Source organism: Marinobacter sp. AC-23 (assembly GCF_001858325.1).
GTDB lineage: Bacteria > Pseudomonadota > Gammaproteobacteria > Pseudomonadales > Oleiphilaceae > Marinobacter.
The window spans coordinates 58,211-75,306 of record NZ_MBPP01000034.1; the positions used below are offsets into that span (position 1 = coordinate 58,211).

16 protein-coding genes are annotated in these 17,096 nt (G+C 54.6%); 11 read left to right on the top strand and 5 right to left on the bottom strand.

Going from position 1 to position 17,096, the window contains the following annotated elements; translation table 11 throughout:
- The first annotated feature begins 143 nt into the window (after positions 1-143).
- From prfB to ung, 3 genes are all read left to right on the top strand, one after another.
- A protein-coding gene (prfB, locus tag BCA33_RS12075; protein WP_139172997.1) for a peptide chain release factor 2 occupies positions 144-1,239 on the top strand; the annotation gives its coding sequence in 2 pieces (ribosomal slippage) (positions 144-215 and positions 217-1,239; 1,095 coding nt in all).
- A 52-nt stretch (positions 1,240-1,291) separates the two neighbouring features.
- Positions 1,292-2,824, top strand: coding sequence for a lysine--tRNA ligase (gene lysS, locus BCA33_RS12080; protein WP_071266167.1), 1,533 nt, complete (start codon positions 1,292-1,294; stop codon positions 2,822-2,824).
- A 2-nt stretch (positions 2,825-2,826) separates the two neighbouring features.
- A complete protein-coding gene (ung, locus tag BCA33_RS12085; protein ID WP_071266169.1) occupies positions 2,827-3,552 on the top strand; it encodes a uracil-DNA glycosylase in 726 nt (241 codons plus the stop codon).
- Here ung and BCA33_RS12090 read toward each other — a convergent pair.
- The 5 genes from BCA33_RS12090 to nadB form a co-directional block, all read right to left on the bottom strand.
- Entirely contained in the window at positions 3,546-4,379 is an 834-nt protein-coding gene (locus tag BCA33_RS12090; RefSeq protein WP_071266171.1) for an HDOD domain-containing protein, read from the bottom strand. The genes ung and BCA33_RS12090 overlap by 7 nt on opposite strands.
- Positions 4,380-4,497: 118 nt before the next feature.
- Positions 4,498-5,508: a folate-binding protein YgfZ gene (locus tag BCA33_RS12095; RefSeq protein ID WP_071266173.1), complete on the bottom strand. Its 1,011-nt coding sequence runs from the start codon at positions 5,506-5,508 to the stop codon at positions 4,498-4,500.
- 33 nt (positions 5,509-5,541) lie between these two features.
- Entirely contained in the window at positions 5,542-5,991 is a 450-nt protein-coding gene (locus BCA33_RS12100) for a hypothetical protein (RefSeq protein ID WP_071266175.1), read from the bottom strand.
- Positions 5,975-6,247: a succinate dehydrogenase assembly factor 2 gene (locus tag BCA33_RS12105; protein ID WP_071266177.1), complete on the bottom strand. Its 273-nt coding sequence runs from the start codon at positions 6,245-6,247 to the stop codon at positions 5,975-5,977. Before BCA33_RS12105 ends, BCA33_RS12100 begins: the two co-directional genes overlap by 17 nt.
- 23 nt (positions 6,248-6,270) lie before the next feature.
- Positions 6,271-7,875: an L-aspartate oxidase gene (nadB, locus tag BCA33_RS12110; RefSeq protein WP_175469771.1), complete on the bottom strand. Its 1,605-nt coding sequence runs from the start codon at positions 7,873-7,875 to the stop codon at positions 6,271-6,273.
- A gap of 133 nt (positions 7,876-8,008) precedes the next feature.
- Here nadB and rpoE point away from each other — a divergent pair, with 133 nt between their 5' ends.
- The 8 genes from rpoE (at position 8,009) to lepA (ending at position 17,092) form a co-directional block, all read left to right on the top strand.
- On the top strand, positions 8,009-8,692 hold the full coding sequence (rpoE, locus tag BCA33_RS12115) for an RNA polymerase sigma factor RpoE (RefSeq protein WP_071266182.1): 684 nt from the start codon (positions 8,009-8,011) through the stop codon (positions 8,690-8,692).
- Between the two features lie 15 nt (positions 8,693-8,707).
- A complete protein-coding gene (locus BCA33_RS12120) occupies positions 8,708-9,280 on the top strand; it encodes a sigma-E factor negative regulatory protein (protein ID WP_071266184.1) in 573 nt (190 codons plus the stop codon).
- A gap of 96 nt (positions 9,281-9,376) precedes the next feature.
- Positions 9,377-10,345 carry a MucB/RseB C-terminal domain-containing protein gene (locus BCA33_RS12125; protein WP_139172998.1) on the top strand — a complete coding sequence of 323 codons (969 nt, stop codon included), beginning with the start codon at positions 9,377-9,379 and terminating at the stop codon, positions 10,343-10,345.
- On the top strand, positions 10,342-10,809 hold the full coding sequence (locus tag BCA33_RS12130; RefSeq protein WP_071266188.1) for a SoxR reducing system RseC family protein: 468 nt from the start codon (positions 10,342-10,344) through the stop codon (positions 10,807-10,809). Before BCA33_RS12125 ends, BCA33_RS12130 begins: the two co-directional genes overlap by 4 nt.
- 27 nt (positions 10,810-10,836) lie before the next feature.
- Positions 10,837-12,321, top strand: a complete 1,485-nt coding sequence (locus BCA33_RS12135) for a DegQ family serine endoprotease (protein ID WP_083394735.1) — start codon at positions 10,837-10,839, stop codon at positions 12,319-12,321.
- A gap of 139 nt (positions 12,322-12,460) precedes the next feature.
- The gene (locus tag BCA33_RS21830; protein WP_254774356.1) at positions 12,461-13,141 is read left to right on the top strand and encodes a CHASE domain-containing protein; all 681 of its coding nucleotides are present in this window, start codon (positions 12,461-12,463) and stop codon (positions 13,139-13,141) included.
- Positions 13,138-15,183, top strand: coding sequence for an EAL domain-containing protein (locus BCA33_RS12140; protein ID WP_254774357.1), 2,046 nt, complete (start codon positions 13,138-13,140; stop codon positions 15,181-15,183). The genes BCA33_RS21830 and BCA33_RS12140 overlap by 4 nt, the downstream gene beginning before the upstream one ends.
- 106 nt (positions 15,184-15,289) lie before the next feature.
- Positions 15,290-17,092, top strand: a complete 1,803-nt coding sequence (gene lepA, locus BCA33_RS12145; RefSeq protein ID WP_071266286.1) for a translation elongation factor 4 — start codon at positions 15,290-15,292, stop codon at positions 17,090-17,092.
- The last annotated feature ends 4 nt before the right edge of the window (positions 17,093-17,096 follow it).

Below are 17,096 nucleotides of genomic sequence, written 5' to 3' on the forward strand. Positions count from 1 at the left end.
CCTGACCGACTTGGCTGTAAAGATAGCTCGCCTGGATTGCGCCCAAGTTGAAGTTCGGTTTCCCACGGCTGATTTGCAGCCGGAATTCCGGTAGAATCCCGCCACAGTTTTACGCATCATTTTCCAACGTGAGTAAGGTTTTCATGGAAATTAATCCCATTGTGACGAAGATTAAAGAGCTTCGTGAGCGTACTGAATCGCTCAGGGGGTATCTTTGACTATGATCAGCGGAGTGAGCGGCTGGTCGAAGTAGAGCGAGAAATGGAAATGCCCACTGTGTGGGATGACCCTGAGCGCGCTCAGGCGCTGGGTAAAGAGCGTTCTGATCTTGATTTGATTGTTAGTACCATCGACAACCTCACAACCGGCCTGGCCGATGCAGAAAGCCTGCTGGAAATGGCGGTTGATGAAGATGACGCAGACACAGTAACCGAGATTGAGTCGGATCTTGAAGCGCTTGATTCCGAGCTCGAAAAGCTTGAATTCCGCCGGATGTTTTCGGGTGAGATGGACGCCAATAGCGCCTACCTCGAAATCCAGGCCGGGTCAGGCGGCACGGAAGCTCAGGACTGGGCTAACATGCTTCTGCGTATGTACTTGCGCTGGGCTGAGCGCCGTGGTTTTAAGGCGGACATTGTGGAGTTGCAAGAGGGTGATGTGGCTGGCGTGAAGAGTGCCACTATCCACATTCAAGGCGAGTATGCGTTCGGTTGGTCACGAACGGAGACCGGTGTTCATCGTCTGGTTCGTAAGTCGCCTTTCGACTCTGGTAATCGTCGCCACACGTCTTTCTCTTCGGTATTTGTTTCACCGGAAGTGGACGACAGCTTTGTGATTGAAATTAACCCGGCGGATCTGCGGGTGGATGTTTACCGTGCCTCCGGCGCCGGTGGTCAGCACGTTAACCGGACGGAATCTGCGGTGCGCCTGACCCACAACCCGACAGGTATTGTTGTGGCCTGTCAGGCCGGCCGAAGCCAGCATCAGAACAAAGATCAGGCTATGAAGCAGCTTAAAGCCAAGCTGTATGAGCGTGAGATGCAGGAACGTAACGCCGAGAAGCAAAAGGCCGAAGACGCAAAATCCGATATTGGTTGGGGCAGCCAGATTCGCTCCTACGTGCTGGATGATGGCCGTATAAAGGATTTGCGTACCAAAGTTGAAACCAGCAGCACCCAGGCGGTGTTGGATGGTGATATCGATAAGTTCATTGAAGCCAGCCTGAAAATGGCGCTGTAATCAGCGTCATTAGCAAGCCAACCCGGACATCCCGATTTTCTAGTGAGCCAACATGACTGAACACGCCAAGAATGCACCCCAAGAGGACAACAAGCTGATTGCCGAGCGCCGCGCCAAGTTGGCCGAGCTGCGCAAGAGTGGTAATCCGTTCCCAAATGACTTTCGTCGCGATTCCACTGCCGCCGAGCTGCAGGCTAAATACGGCGACCATGGTAAAGAAGAACTGGAGTCTATGGGCATTAAGGTTGCCGTTGCAGGCCGTATGATGCTTGATCGAAAAGCATTCAAAGTGGTTCAGGACATGACTGGTCGTATCCAGATCTATGCCACTAAAGATGTGCAAAAAGATACCAAGCATTGGGATCTGGGGGATATTGTTGGCGTACGGGGCACCTTGTGCAAATCGGGTAAAGGTGATCTTTATGTGACTATGGATGAGTATGTGTTGCTCACCAAGTCGCTACGCCCGCTGCCGGAAAAGCACAAAGGCCTGACTGATACCGAATCGCGGTACCGTCATCGGTATGTGGATCTGATGGTTAACGAAGACAGCCGTCGGGTATTCCTTGCGCGGTCCAAGATCATTACTTCTATGCGCCAGTTCTTTGCAGATCGGGACTTCATTGAAGTTGAAACGCCCATGCTGCAGGTGATTCCTGGCGGCGCGACTGCGCGACCATTTGTTACCCACCATAATGCATTGGGCATGGATATGTACCTGCGCATTGCACCGGAGCTTTTCCTCAAGCGGCTGGTTGTGGGTGGCTTTGAGCGGGTATTCGAGATTAACCGTAACTTTCGGAATGAGGGGCTTTCTACCCGTCATAACCCGGAATTTACCATGGTTGAGTTTTATCAGGCATATGCCGATTACAACGACTTGATGGATCTTACCGAGGATATGCTGCGCACGATTGCAGAGAATGTTTTGGGTAGCACCACCGTAGTGAACACTCGCATGCTGGCCGATGGCACTGAAGAACGCATTGAGTACGATTTTGGCAAGTCCTTTGAACGCCTGACCGTTGTCGATGCAATCTTGCGCTACTCTCCGGATGTAACAGCCGAGCAGTTGGCGGATGAGATATCCGCTCGCCAGGTAGCAAAAGACCTGGGCATTCATGTGAAATCCGGTTGGGGCCTAGGTAGGGTCCAAATCGAAATTTTTGAGGCGACGGCAGAGCATCGTTTGATGCAGCCAACGTTCATTACCGAGTATCCGAAGGAAGTGTCACCACTGGCGCGTTGCAAGGATAGCAATCCGTTTGTGACTGAGCGTTTTGAGTTCTTCGTGGGTGGCCGTGAGATTGCCAATGGCTTTTCCGAGCTTAACGACGCAGAAGACCAGGCTGAGCGCTTCCAGGCTCAAGTGGCAGAGAAAGATGCCGGCGACGACGAGGCTATGTTCTACGACGAAGACTATGTAATGGCTCTGGAATATGGTTTGCCGCCAACCGCGGGCGAGGGCATTGGTATTGACCGCCTGGCCATGCTGCTGACCAACTCTCCGTCCATTCGCGACGTGATTCTGTTCCCGGCCATGCGCCCTGAACACAAAACCGAGAGCGCGAAGCACGAGGAATAACCATGCACCCGGTTGAGCTACTGGCAAGCCATCTCAGGCCCGACCGGGGCTGGAAAGAACACCTCGCAAGCGAATTCAGCCAGCCCTACATGCAGGCGTTGGCTGAGTTTCTGGCTGCCGAAGAAAGTGCCGGGAAGGTTCTCTTCCCAAGCAGCTCCCACTGCTTCAACGCGTTGAACAGCACGCCTCTGGATGAGGTGCGTGTGGTCATTCTTGGGCAGGATCCTTATCACGGCCCAGGCCAGGCCCACGGTCTGTGCTTTTCAGTAAGGCCGAATGTTCCCCCGCCACCGTCGCTCGTTAATATGTTCAAAGAAATTCAGAGTGACCTGGGCATTGCGCCGCCAGATCACGGCTGCCTACAGCCTTGGGCGGAACAGGGCGTGTTGCTTCTCAACAGTGTGCTTACGGTGGCTCAGGGGCAGGCCGGTGCGCATCAGGGGAAAGGCTGGGAGACGTTTACAGACCGCGTGATTGAGGCAGTGAATCATGAGCGTGAGGGCGTCGTGTTCATGCTCTGGGGCAACTATGCCAGAAAGAAGGGGCGGCATATTGACCGGAGCCGGCACCTGGTGCTGGAAGGGCCGCACCCATCACCGCTTAGTGCGTATCGCGGATTCTTCGGCTGCAAGCATTTCTCCCGGGCCAATGAATGGCTCCGGGAACAAGGGCGAACGCCAGTAAGCTGGGCGCTGCCCTTTAAAGCAGATCTGGATGCCGACTACTGAAGCAAAGCCATTGCGGCTTCCATCTGGGCATTCAGGTCTTCTTCTTCGCTCATATCGATATTCGGGTCGATACCCAGGCGCTTAAAAGCTGGGATAGCAGATCCGTCCAGTTGTGCCCAAGGGTGCTCGGAGCCTGCAGCCAGCTGCAGGTTGGCCACCATAACCAGGTCAGCGTAGTCGGCTGCGGGTACTTCTCTCTGGAAGTTGGCGTATTCCAACGGAACGTTTTGCAGGTCTTTCGGGAAATCCCACCGTTTAAGAATTGCAGCACCGATTCTTGGGTGCAGTTCGTCAATGACGTTGTCCAGCATGATGCTGCTGATCTGCACGTCTTCGTCTTCCACGTAGCGCAAAATGGGCAGCACGCCGATCAGGTGAACCAAGCCCGCCAAGGTCGCCTGGTCCGGCTTCAGTTTAGTGTAATGCTGGGCCAATACGTGGCAAACGCCCGCTACTTCGGTACTGGTCTGCCAGGTTGCGCGCAGGCGTTTGTCGATCATCTCAGAGGTTGCCTGGAACATCTGCTGCATGGCCAGGCCCATGGCCAGGTTGCTGGTGTAGACCATTCCTAGCCGGCTTACCGCCATGTTCAGATTCTCTATCGCGCGGTTGCCCCGAAAAAGTGGGCTGTTGCAGACACGGATGATGCGAGCAGAGAGTGCTGTGTCATTGCTAATGACCTTAACCAGATCACCAATGGCAGAGTCTTCTGACTCGGCGATCTCGCGCACCTGAAGTGCCGCTTCGGGCAAAGTTGGGAGTACCAGCTTGTCGTTTTCAATAGCGGCGGTGAGGTCCGCTTTGATGGTTTCAGAAATATTCGACATGGTTTGGCAAGGGTCCGCTTGTCAGATCGGGCGGTCCGTCATGCTAGTGAGCGGACAACCCGAGGATCAAAATTGTGAACTCTATTTATAGCAAAATTTTGCGGGCTTTCCTGTCAACTTATGTATCCTTTGGTGCTGCGCCTTCTCTCTCGGTAACCGTGTATGGCAGCGGCCGCTGCTCCAACACTGCATCTGGCTGGCCGTCTGCCAACAGCTTGCCGCTGACAGCGTTGTGCCGGATAACCGCAAGCAATTCGCAAGAACCGTCATTGAAACCCACTGCGTTTACGACTTCGCCCACGGAACGCTCACCCGCCATGATGGAGGTTCCAGGTGCGGGTATGGAGTTAGCCTCTGCAACGTGAAAGCGGAACAGGCTCTTTTTGAGCTGCCCAAGAAAGTGCATGCGGGCGATCACTTCCTGGCCGGTGTAGCAGCCTTTCTTGAAATGCACGCCGCCCAGATGTTGCAAGTTAAGCATTTGCGGTACATAGGATTCGCTGGTCGTCGTGGTCAGCATGGGAACACCCGCCGCAATTTCGGAGGCCTGCCAGTCTGCAAGCGTCTTCTCTGGGATGTTGTCCAGTTCCAGATCGATTGCGCTGGTTTGCCACAGCTCAAAGCGGGGCAGCCCCTCGCCTGTATTTTCTGTTCGGATCAGGAACCCTGATTCCAGCGCCAGCGTATCTCCCGGGGATGTCAGGTTGTTGAAGCCTTCTCCAGAAAGGCTCGACGCAGCCTCATTGCCCAGCAGCCCAATGATTTGACCGTCGGTCTGTGTCTCCATGGAGGTGCCACGAAAGAGCATCATGTATTTGCGCAGGTGAGCTGTGATCGACTCTGCCAGTTCAGTGGGCAGGTCCAGCAGTATGTCCTCTCCATCCCGGACCAAACGAGTCAGGCAGTAAGCCCGGCCTTTGGGCGTAGCACCCGTGGCGCGGGGTGATGTGCCGATTTTTACGTCATCAAGATTTTGGCTTAACTGGCCCTGCAGGAATTTGTCCGTACCTGAGCCAGAAATGCGAACCAAAACGCGGTTGGTCAGCAGAACGCGGCCAGAAACCGGGGAGGGGAGCTCGGCTGATGCGTAAACAGGCGGGGCTGAAGCAGCTGTATCTGTACCAGTCATGGGGAACTCCGGGCAAAAATACTATTCAAAGGATTACTGAGTGCGACCCAACCGGAGCCACATTCTCAGACGACGAAACTGATCTTCCGGAACATTACCGGCAATTCGTGTGCCGGAGAGTAACACAACCGGGTATGAAGCAGATCTGGTGGCTATCGGGCGCAGTTTCAAGAGTACAACTTTGGAACTGATACGGCTCGACGGGCAGGCGGTAACAGCGAGAGTTTGTCCGCTACCAAGGCGTGCATAGAGGGTGTTCTGATCCTGGCATAGCCCCAGAACGGCCGACTGGCCCGCCAGTAGCCCATTGAGCCGGTACTGGAATATGGCACCCGCGAAGGTCAGTGGGGCGAGTGCGAACATCCAGTGTTTTTCAGATGCCCCGGTAATCAGCACAAACGCGCTGGCAACCAGCCATGGAGCGGCTGCCAGGCAACCCGCTGCAGTACAGCGCGTTAATGTTAGGTCAATCTGGTTGGACACGGGCGAGGATAATGTCAACGATGCGCTGGAGATCTGCATCGTCGGGGCGGCTGCGCTGCATGAACCACTCGAAAATGTCTGTATCCTCGCAGATCAGCAGCTTTTCGTAGCGTTCCTGGTCTGCTTTGTCCAAATCCCGATAGGCTTCTTCCAAAAACGGAATCAGCAGGACATCCAATTCCAGCATGCCACGGCGGCTGTGCCACCAGAGGCGGTTGAAATCCGAGTTGTCCGCAGGGGGCTGGGTGTCTTGCATAGTTGCTCTCTTGGTCATTCCCTTTACGGCGAAGGGGTTCTGTAGGTTGTTGGTATCAGTACAGTATCACGGGCCTCGTGTAGCAGTCCCGGATAATCCAGTGTGTAGTGCAGGCCACGGCTTTCCTTGCGTTGCAAAGCGGCGCAGATAATCAGGTCGGACACGGTGACCAGATTCCTGAGTTCCAGGAGGTCGTTGGTTACCCGGTAGTTGCTGTAAAACTCGCCGATTTCCTGGGACAGAAGGTCCACTCTGTGCTTTGCCCGCTGAAGGCGCTTCGTGGTGCGCACGATGCCTACGTAATCCCACATGAAGTGGCGTAATTCGTCCCAGTTGTGAGAAATCACGACGTCTTCATCAGAGTCCCGTACCTGGCTTTCGTCCCATGCCGGGGCCTCGGGCGGGGGCGGAATGTCTGCTTCCCTGCGTGTGATGTCGGCGGCAGCGGCCCGGCCATAGACCAGGCACTCCAGTAGCGAGTTGCTCGCCATGCGGTTGGCGCCATGAAGCCCGGTAAACCCGGCTTCCCCGACCACGTAAAGCTGATTGATGTCGGTTCGTGCCCGCTTATCGCTGACAATACCGCCACAGGTATAGTGCGCCGCTGGCACGACAGGAATCGGTTCGCGAGTAATGTCGATGCCAAACTCGAGGCATTTCTCGTAAATGGTGGGGAAATGATGCCGGATGAAATCCTCCGGTTTATGGCTTATGTCCAGATACAGGTGGTCTGCCCCCAGCCGTTTCATCTCATGGTCAATGGCTCGGGCCACTATATCCCGTGGCGCCAGCTCGCCTCGCTTGTCGAACCGATCCATAAAGCGGGAGCCGTCCGGCAGTTTCAATAATCCACCTTCGCCCCGAACCGCTTCAGTAATCAGGAATGACTTGGCGTGGGGGTGGTACAGGCAGGTCGGGTGGAACTGGTTAAATTCCATGTTGGCCACGCGGCAGCCTGCACGCCAGGCCATGGCAATACCGTCCCCGGATGCACCGTCGGGGTTGGTGGTATATCGGTACGCCTTGGACGCGCCACCGGTTGCAATCACGGTGAAGCGCGCTCGAAAAAGCTCCACATGGTTATCTTCAAGGTTCAGTATGTAAGCGCCAACGCAGCGATTGCCCGGAAGGGCCAGCTTGCGATTGGTAATCAGATCCACTGCAACACGTCCGGATCTAAGCTCGATGTTGGGTCGGGCCTGGGCCTGAGCTGTTAAGGTTGTAGAGACAGCATGCCCGGTGGCATCGGCGGCGTGAATAATACGCCGGTGGCTGTGGCCGCCTTCACGGGTAAGGTGTAGTTGAGCATCTGTGTCCCGGGTAAAATCAACCCCGATATCGATGAGCCACTCAATGCTTGTTTTGCTGTGATCCACTGTGAAGCGCACGGCCTCTTCGTTGCACAGGCCTCCGCCTGCTGAGAGGGTATCCTGCACATGGTTTTCGGTGGAATCCTGGTCGTCCAGAACCGCGGCTATGCCGCCCTGGGCCCAGAGTGTCGCGCCGCTGCTGATGTCAGCCTTGCTGACAACGCATACTTTTAAGTGCTCTGGCAGGTTGAGCGCAACGGTCAGGCCGGCGGCGCCGCTGCCAATAATAAGAACATCGTATTCATAGGGCTGTGGCATCGGTTCGTTATCGCAGGCCATAATGTAGACGTGTATTGAACTAAACTTTACGCTTGCTGTCTATTTGGCCTGACGGATGACTAGCCAAGTAGGCAAGGTTGTCCTTTTCATAAACGGGCGCCGGACAGAGAGCATGAATCATCAGAAACTCGTATCGGCCGAAAAACTGGCCATGAAACCGGAGAGCACCGGCGCAGCGACCATGGCCCCTAATGACCAAAAACAGGCTGAGCAGCCAGATCGCCAGACCGACCTGCAACTTGTTCGCAAAGTCCGGAACGGAGATCGTGCAGCTTTTGATTTGCTGGTAGTTAAATACCAGTCAAGGGTGGCCTCTATTATCAGCCGATATGTTTACGACAGCCAGGAAGTGATGGATCTTGCCCAGGAAGCGTTTATCAAAGCGTACCGTGCCATTGACCGCTTTCGTGGCGACAGCGCCTTTTATACCTGGCTTTACCGCATTGCGGTGAACACCGCGAAAAACCATCTTGAGTCCCGTAGCCGAAGGCCCCAGGGTAGTGCCGATTCTGCCGAGGCGGAGAATTTTGATGACGGGCGACGGTTACGTGACATCGCCTCGCCGGAGCGCCTGCTTCAGCGTGATCAGCTGCAGAAAGAGCTGAACAATGCCATTGCAAGTCTGCCAGAGGAACTGCGGTCGGCGTTCCTGCTACGAGAGTATGACGGGCTCAGTTATGAAGATATTGCGCGGATATTAGAGTGTCCTATTGGGACCGTGCGCTCGCGTATTTTCCGGGCCAGGGATGCTGTTGATCGGCACCTGGGACCCTTGCTAAACCATTCTGTGACGTAATTGAAGGTGCATCCTATGGATGATCGTCTCCGAGAAACACTGTCTGCCATGATGGACGATGAAGCCGACGAACTTTCAGTTCGGCGATTGTTGTCCCATGAGGATCAAGCCGATGTGCGCGCCCAGTGGCAGCGTTGGCAGGGGGTGCATGATTTGATGCACCGAGGCCACTCACCGGCTGAGAGTGTGGATGTAAGTGTCGCCGTACGCGAGGCCCTGGATGGCCGTGCCAGGTCGCGGGCCCCAGTTGTGTCGCAGCACCGTGAGGAGCCGCGACGATGGCAGTGGTCAGCCGCAGTGGCAATGGTTGCCGCAGCTTTACTGGTTGGCTTTGGGGCAGGCGCGGGCTGGGAGTCCGGCGAGATCTCTCCTGATGAACTGGCATCGGTGCCTGTAACCGAGGCGCCTGAAATTGAACTGACAGATAGTGATTTGCCGGTTCAGGAAGTTGCTTTACAGGGGCTTGACGAGAAACAGAGGGAGTACATGAACCGCTATCTTCTAGAGCACGCTCAGCACAACAGTGTGGGTGTGGGGCAGGGCTCAGTGAGCTATGCCCGTCTTGTCAGTGCTAGTGGCAGCTACTGATTGACCGTATTAAAGGTGACCATGAAAAAAGCCGGTACTTACAGCTTGCGCCTGATTAACTGGTCATTGCCCGCGCTTCTGGCGCTTATATTGGCTATGGCCACGCCAGCCTATGGTGTTACGGAAGAAAAAACAGCAGCCTACTGGCTCGAGCGCCTGGGGCCCGCTCTTAATATGACGACCTATCGGGGTGTGTTCGTATACGCCAGGGGCTCCAGTGTTCACTCCATGCAAATAGCCCATCGTTATCACAAAGGAGTCGTGGAGGAGCGTCTGGTTTTACAGGACGGCGCCAGCGGTGAGATTGTTCGGCGCGGCATGAATGTGGTCTGCGTGCTGCCGGAGCAAGGCAAGATGCAGCTGGAACAGATCATCCCTTCTGGCCCTTTTGCAGAGGCGCTTGCCAGCCAGCTTGTTCCGGTTAGCCGGTGGTATCGTGCTGAATTGCAAGGCGAGGGCCGTATCGCCGGCTATGATGTGGTGATTGTTGCACTGACGGCTAAAGACCAGCATAGATACAGTCATCGCTTGTGGCTGGAGAAATCTACCGGGCTTTTGGTGAAAAGCCACGTTCGAGCAGCCGGTGGCGAGGTGCTGGAGCATTTTCAGTTTACCAACCTTGAGATCACTGACGCTATTCCTGACAACGAATTTGAAATTCGCTCTGAGGGTCGTGAAATTTCCCGCACACTGAACGGGGAGGGAGCTCAGGCTGATTCTCAGAACGGATTTTCCAGCGCATCGCGTAAGCAGGGCTGGCACCTTGGCTGGCGCCCGGACGGGTTTGAGCCGGCCGCAGCACCAAGCTCTGGTAAGGGGCAGGCTGTTGCATTTTCAGATGGGTTGGCGGCATTCTCAGTGTTTGTTGAGCCTGCCGGTACCGTGCATATGCCCACGGGTGCTTCCCGCATAGGAGCAACAACCATTTATATGCGCCATATGCAGAGCGAAAATAATGCATTTCTGGTGACGGTTGTGGGTGAGTTACCACCGGCATCTGCTCGCCAGGTGGCCGACTCAGTGCAAATTGACGAAGCCTTTGTGCTGGGTGCGAGCGATCAATGATTACGGAGTCTGGAAAAGTTGTTGCCGTTACCGACGAGCATGCCTGGGTACAGACCATTCGCACCAGTGCTTGCCAGAGTTGTGCAGCACGTAATGGCTGCGGACAAAAGGTATTGGCCTCGGCAACTGGAGGCCGGGCTAATCAGGTGCGTGTCGTTAATTCTGTGAATGCGTGTGTTGGCGAAGAAGTGACACTTGGTATTGATGAAAGCGCGCTCCTTGGCGCCTCATTGCTTGTGTATGCGCTTCCGTTATTGCTTTTGGTGACGGCCAGTATGATTGGGCATCATCTGTCCGGAGGCAATGATTTCGCAGCTATCTTGGGCGCTGCGGCCGGTCTTGCATTGGGCTTTTTGATAAGTCGACAGTTACAACGCCGGAATGCCGGCAGTTATGAACCCAGGCTGCTCCGGGTGAACCGCATCCCAGCTGGAATGGTCGCTCATCCCGACTCGCTAACCTGACATATCTGACATATAGGGGATTCTGACATGCGAAAAGCCACAACTGCAGTTAGCCGGTTTTCCCCGGCACCGCTCGGCCAGAGGGTGCTGGGTTCATTGATACCGACGCTGCTCGCTATCGTGCTTGTGGGTTGGAGCCAAACAGGTTTTGCGGATGGTTTGCCAGATTTTACCGAGCTGGTTGAGGAAAACGCCGACGCTGTCGTTAACATAAGCACCACTAGCACAGCGAGCGCCCCTACTGCTGCCAATAAGCGTTTTCGCGGCTTGCCCTTTGATGAGGGGCAGCTCGACCAGCTGCCAGAGTTTTTCCAAGATTTCTTTCGCGGACCTCAGTCACCCTTTGGCGGCGGGCCGAGTGAGCCCCGGCCGAGCCGCTCCATGGGGTCAGGGTTTATTGTCTCTGCGGATGGCTATGTGTTGACCAATAATCACGTGGTTGAAGGTGCCGATGAGATCATTGTTCGGCTAAATGACCGTCGTGAGCTGCCGGCAACGCTGGTTGGCACGGACCCCCGTTCAGATATGGCTGTTTTGAAAATCGAGAATGGGGACGACCTGCCCGTAGTGAAAACAGGGAGCTCTAAAAACCTGAAAGTTGGTGAGTGGGTGTTTGCCATAGGCTCGCCCTTTGGTTTTGATTATACGGTTACAGCCGGCATAGTTAGTGCGCTGGGTCGCTCGCTCCCATCGGAAAACTACGTGCCGTTTATCCAGACCGATGTGGCCATCAACCCGGGTAACTCCGGTGGCCCGCTGTTCAATCTGGACGGTGAAGTTATAGGTATTAACTCACAAATCTACACCCGTTCAGGGGGGTTCATGGGGGTTTCTTTTGCTATCCCCATTGACGATGCCATGAGCGTATTCCGCCAGATTCGTGACAAAGGTGTGGTTTCCCGCGGCTGGTTGGGCGTGCTGATTCAAGAAGTAAACCGCGACCTGGCGGAGTCGTTCGGCCTTAAACGCCCGCGGGGCGCGTTGATTGCAGAAGTGATGGATGGCTCGCCAGCCGAAGCCGGCGGCTTGCAGCCTGGTGACATCGTTCTTGAGTATGACGGTGACGACATTCAGCTTTCGTCGGATCTTCCTCCTATGGTGGGGCGCACCCCGATAGGTGATACAGCCCGCCTTATGGTTCTTCGTAGTGGAAAGGAGATCACACTGGATGTGGAAATCGGTCAACTGCCGGATGAGCGTGGTGCTCAGCAAGCTGCCCCTGCTGAAAGTGGGTCATCCGCCTCGCCCCTGGGGTTGACGGTTGAGCCTTTGCCGTCGGATCTGGCTGATTCTATTGGTGTGTCGGAGGGCGTCGTCGTGCTGAGTGTTAATCGAGGGCCTGCTTATGATGCGGGTGTTCGTGCCCGGGATGTGATTACCGAAATCAACAGAAAAGCGGTATCGTCGGTTGAGGACTTTCAAAAAGCGGTCGCGGCCTTACCAGAAGGGCGGGCTGTGTCTGTTCGCGTTGTGCGCCAGGGGCGGGCAATCTATCTGGTAATGAAACCCTGATAGCGTGAGCTTGAATGCTCAACATATTATTGTAGAAAGCCTCCAGGCCTGATGTTTAAAACGACAGTCCTGGGGGCTTTTTTGCTATACTGTCCAGCGTCAATAATAACAGCGGCCACGGAATGGACCAGGTCAGATTATGAACAAGAAGGATCTCCCTCTCCTGCAACTTCTCAAACCCCGTAATGCGTGGGTTGCCTGGCTCCTTCTGGTCGTGGCGATCGCCGTAACCGTGGTGTCTTGGCAGTTTTCAATTCGGTTGGTAGAGGATCGCACCGAGGCCCGGTTTCGAACCCAGTCGCTGCAGTTAAAAACCGCCATTGAGGAGCGCTTGCTCAACTATGAGCAGGTTCTGGCGGGCAGTGCCGGCCTTTTTGCGGTCGCCGGGGAAGTTTCACGTGAGCAATGGCGTGAATACGTTCACAAGGTTGATATAAACCGCTATTACCCGGGTATACAGGGTATAGGGTATGTTGAGCGTATTGAAGTGCGGGGCATGGCCGATCACATTGCGTCGGTGCGTGCTGAGGGGGTGTACAAATATCTGGTTAAGCCGCTGGGGGCTGGGCCTTACTACTACCCCATGGTGTACCTGGAGCCTGGAACCGAAAGCAACCGGAAGGCGCTGGGCTACGACGCCTTTAGTGATCCCGTTCACCGCAAAGCCATGGAGCAGTCGCGGGATAATGCCATTCCCACGGTAACGGCCAAAGTCGTTCTGGTACAGGAGGAACTGGAGGAAGGGCAGGCCAGCTTCCTGATGTATTACCCGGTTTATCAGGGTGGGGAGGTACCTGAAATACGGCTGAGCGCCGTATGATGCTGGCAGGATTTGTGTTCAGCGCCTTCCGTATGAACAACCTTCTTGATGGCATCATTGGCCTGATTTCGCCATTTCTAGATGTTCGTATCTACGACAATGGCGTGGTGGCTCGCGAAAACCTCATGTACGGCTCAAATCTGGGCTCATTGGACAATGAGTTCAGCTTTGATATGAGCCAGACCGTAAGTCACGGCGGTCGGGACTGGCTGCTGCAAACCCGTTCCACTCCGGCTTTCGACTACCTTGCTTCTGATCCGCGCCCATCGATCGTTCTGGGCAGTGGGGTGGCTATCAGCCTGCTGCTGTTCATCGTAGCGCTGGTGCTGATTCGCTCACGCCTGATGGCGCAGATCAGTGAGGGGCGTTATCGCGCCATTACGGAGGGAGCAGCCAATGTAACCCTGGTTATGGATGAGGCGGGCGTGCCCCTTTATGCCAGCCCTTCCTGTTTTGATATTCTCGGGTTTGATCCTGAGGAGGTGCAGGCGCTTGCATTGGAAAGCCTTGTGCATGAGGACGACTGGCCCCAGCTGGCGAAAGGTTTTGATGATGCCATTGTGGCGCCGGGCAAGCAGATGGCAGTTATTCGGGCACGCATTCGCGATGCCGCAGACAACTGGCGGGACATGGAAGGTACCTATACAGCTATGCTCGCGGTACCCGGGGTTGACGGTGTGGTGCTCAGCCTGCGGGACCTTACTCAGCTCAAAGCAGCTCAATCTGAATTGCACCGACTGGCTTTTTACGATCCTCTTACGGGGCTTGCCAACCGTCAGCTGTTCCGTGATCGCCTCAATAATGTGGTGCGTCGGAGCCGAAGAAGTGGTGAGCCTGCGGCCCTCATGTTCCTTGATCTCGACGGTTTCAAGCGCATTAACGATACTCTTGGTCACGATGCTGGCGATGAGCTTTTGCGCCAAGTGGCGCATTGGCTGGAGGGTTGTGTGCGTGAAGAGGATTCTGTGGCCCGGCTTGGCGGTGATGAGTTTGTTGTGTTGCTGTCGCAAATCAGTGGCGCAGATGCCGCCGGCAAAGTTGCGGAAACCATTCTGCGCAGGCTTTGTCAGCGGATTCGCCTGAGCGATCATGAAGTCGGTATTACCGTAAGTATTGGTATAACCATGATTCCCCATGACAGTGAAGACCCCGGCGCCCTAATGAAGTTTGCAGACTTGGCCATGTATCGAGCCAAAGAAATGGGCCGGAATACCTATCAGTTCTTTACCCCGGCCATGAATATCAAAGCCGCTCGCAGGCTACTGCAGCAAGAGGAGCTGGCGAGTGCTCTGGATGAGGAGCGTTTTGTTCTGCATTATCAGCCCAAGGTAGATTTGATCAGTGAGCGGGTTATTGGTGTTGAGGCTTTTCTGCGCTGGCATCATCCTGAAAAAGGTTTGGTTTCAGCGCAGCAGTTCATTGGCCTGGCGGAAGAAACCGGGCTGATTGTGCGCTTGGGAGAAATGGCATTACGCCAGGCTTGTATTCAGGTTCAGGCACTGGAACGGGCAGGTTTTGAGGCGTTGAAGATGGCGGTCAACCTGTCGGTGAGGCAGATCATAGATTCGCGTTTTCTTGATATGGTTCGACAGGTCATTACCGAAACCGGTGTTTCGCCTGAGAAGTTGGAACTGGAAATGCCCGTGGAGCTATTGAATGAAGACCCACGTATGTTGCGCGAACTTCTTGTGTCACTCAACGATCTGGGCGTTTGCCTGATTTTGGATGATTTTGGCGCGGGTTCTTGCTCTTTGGTTGCGTTGCAGCAGCTTCCTCTCGATGTAATAAAAATTGATCACCGCTTTATCCGCGATATTCCGTACAATGTTAGCGCAACCGATGTGGCGTCTGCGGTGATTGCGTTGGCGCAAAAACTGCATCTTACGGTTGTGGCTGAGGGTGTAGAAACCCCGCAGCAACTGAGCTTCCTGAGGTCGGCGGGGTGTACCCAGTGCCAAGGCAATTTGTTTAGCTACCCGCTGGACGAAGATGCGTTGATCGGGTTCCTGATTCGGCAGTATGAACGGCCGTTGATTTCCTGATCATGGCAATGGCGGCCGGTAACCGGTAAAATCACGCCGGCCCCGGATCTTGGTAGTGGCCTTTCCGGGCTCAATCCTTTGTATTTTTTATGAGTATTCATTGTCTGTGACTGAACTGAGCCGAATCCGTAACTTCTCCATTATTGCCCACATTGACCACGGAAAATCCACCATTGCAGATCGGTTTATCCAGATTTGCGGGGGGCTAACCAAACGGGAAATGGCCGAACAGGTTTTGGACTCCATGGATCTGGAGCGGGAACGGGGTATCACCATTAAAGCCCAGTGCGTTACGCTGAATTACACGGCGCGGGACGGCCACGAATATAAGTTGAACTTCATCGACACGCCTGGGCATGTGGATTTCTCCTATGAGGTGTCACGGTCCTTGTATGCCTGTGAAGGCGCGCTGCTGGTTGTAGATGCCGGCCAGGGCGTGGAAGCCCAGTCTGTTGCGAACTGCTACACCGCCATCGAGCAGGGCCTGGAAGTCGTACCGGTTTTGAACAAGATGGACTTGCCTCAGGCTGAGCCGGAGCGAGTTGCAGCCGAGATAGAGGACATCATCGGTATTGATGCCTCAAATGCGGTGCGCTGCTCTGCCAAAAGCGGCATGGGCGTTGAGGATGTGCTGGAAGACCTTATCAAAAAAGTTCCGCCACCCCAGGGTGATCGTGCCGCCCCGCTGCAGGCATTGATCATTGATTCCTGGTTCGATAACTATTTGGGTGTTGTATCTCTTGTTCGGGTTACTCAGGGGATTCTGAAAAAAGGCGAAAAAATTGTTATCAAGTCGACCGGTAAGGCTTGGAATGCCGACAAAGTAGGGATTTTCAACCCCAAGCCACACGACACCGATATACTGGAAGCTGGTGATGTGGGCTTTGTTGTTGCCGGTATTAAAGATATTCACGGTGCGCCTGTGGGTGACACCATCGTGCATCACAAGTTTGCCGAAGCCACGCCCATGCTACCGGGCTTCAAAAAGGTTCAGCCGCAGGTGTATGCCGGTCTGTTCCCGGTGAGTGCTGACGACTACAACGACTTTCGGGATGCGCTGGAAAAGCTCACCCTGAATGATGCCTCACTGTTTTACGAGCCTGAGAGTTCCGATGCTCTGGGCTTTGGCTTCCGCTGTGGTTTCCTTGGCATGCTGCACATGGAGATCATTCAGGAGCGGCTGGAGCGTGAATACGATATTGATCTGATTACCACCGCACCTACGGTTATTTACGAGGTGTTGAATAAAAAAGGCGAGACGCTCTCGGTAGACAGCCCCTCTAAGCTGCCCGATATTGGGTCAATTGAGGAAATGCGCGAACCTATCGTTGAGGCAAATATTTTAGTGCCCCAGGAGCATCTGGGTAACGTTATTGCGCTTTGTGAACAAAAACGAGGCGTTCAGAAAAACATGCACTTTATGACCAGTCAGGTGCAGTTGACCTATGAGCTGCCGATGGCAGAAGTAGTGTTGGATTTCTTTGACCGAATCAAATCTGCCAGCCGCGGATTTGCGTCGCTGGACTACCACTTTATTCGTTTCCAGCCGGCAAACCTTGTGCGTTTGGATGTGCTTATTAACGGCGAGCGAGTGGACGCTCTGGCGTTGATTGTTCACAAGGATCAGTCGCACTACAAAGGGCGTCAGCTTATCGAGAAAATGAAAGAGCTGATTCCCAGGCAGATGTTTGATATCGCAATCCAGGCCACCATCGGCAACCAGGTTGTCTCGAGGGTCACGGTAAAAGCGTTACGCAAAAACGTAACGGCAAAGTGTTACGGCGGCGACGTCAGCCGGAAGAAAAAGCTGCTCCAGAAGCAGAAGGACGGCAAAAAACGCATGAAGCAGCTGGGTAATGTTGAGGTGCCTCAGGAAGCGTTCCTTGCCGTATTGAAAGTCGATAATTAAAAGG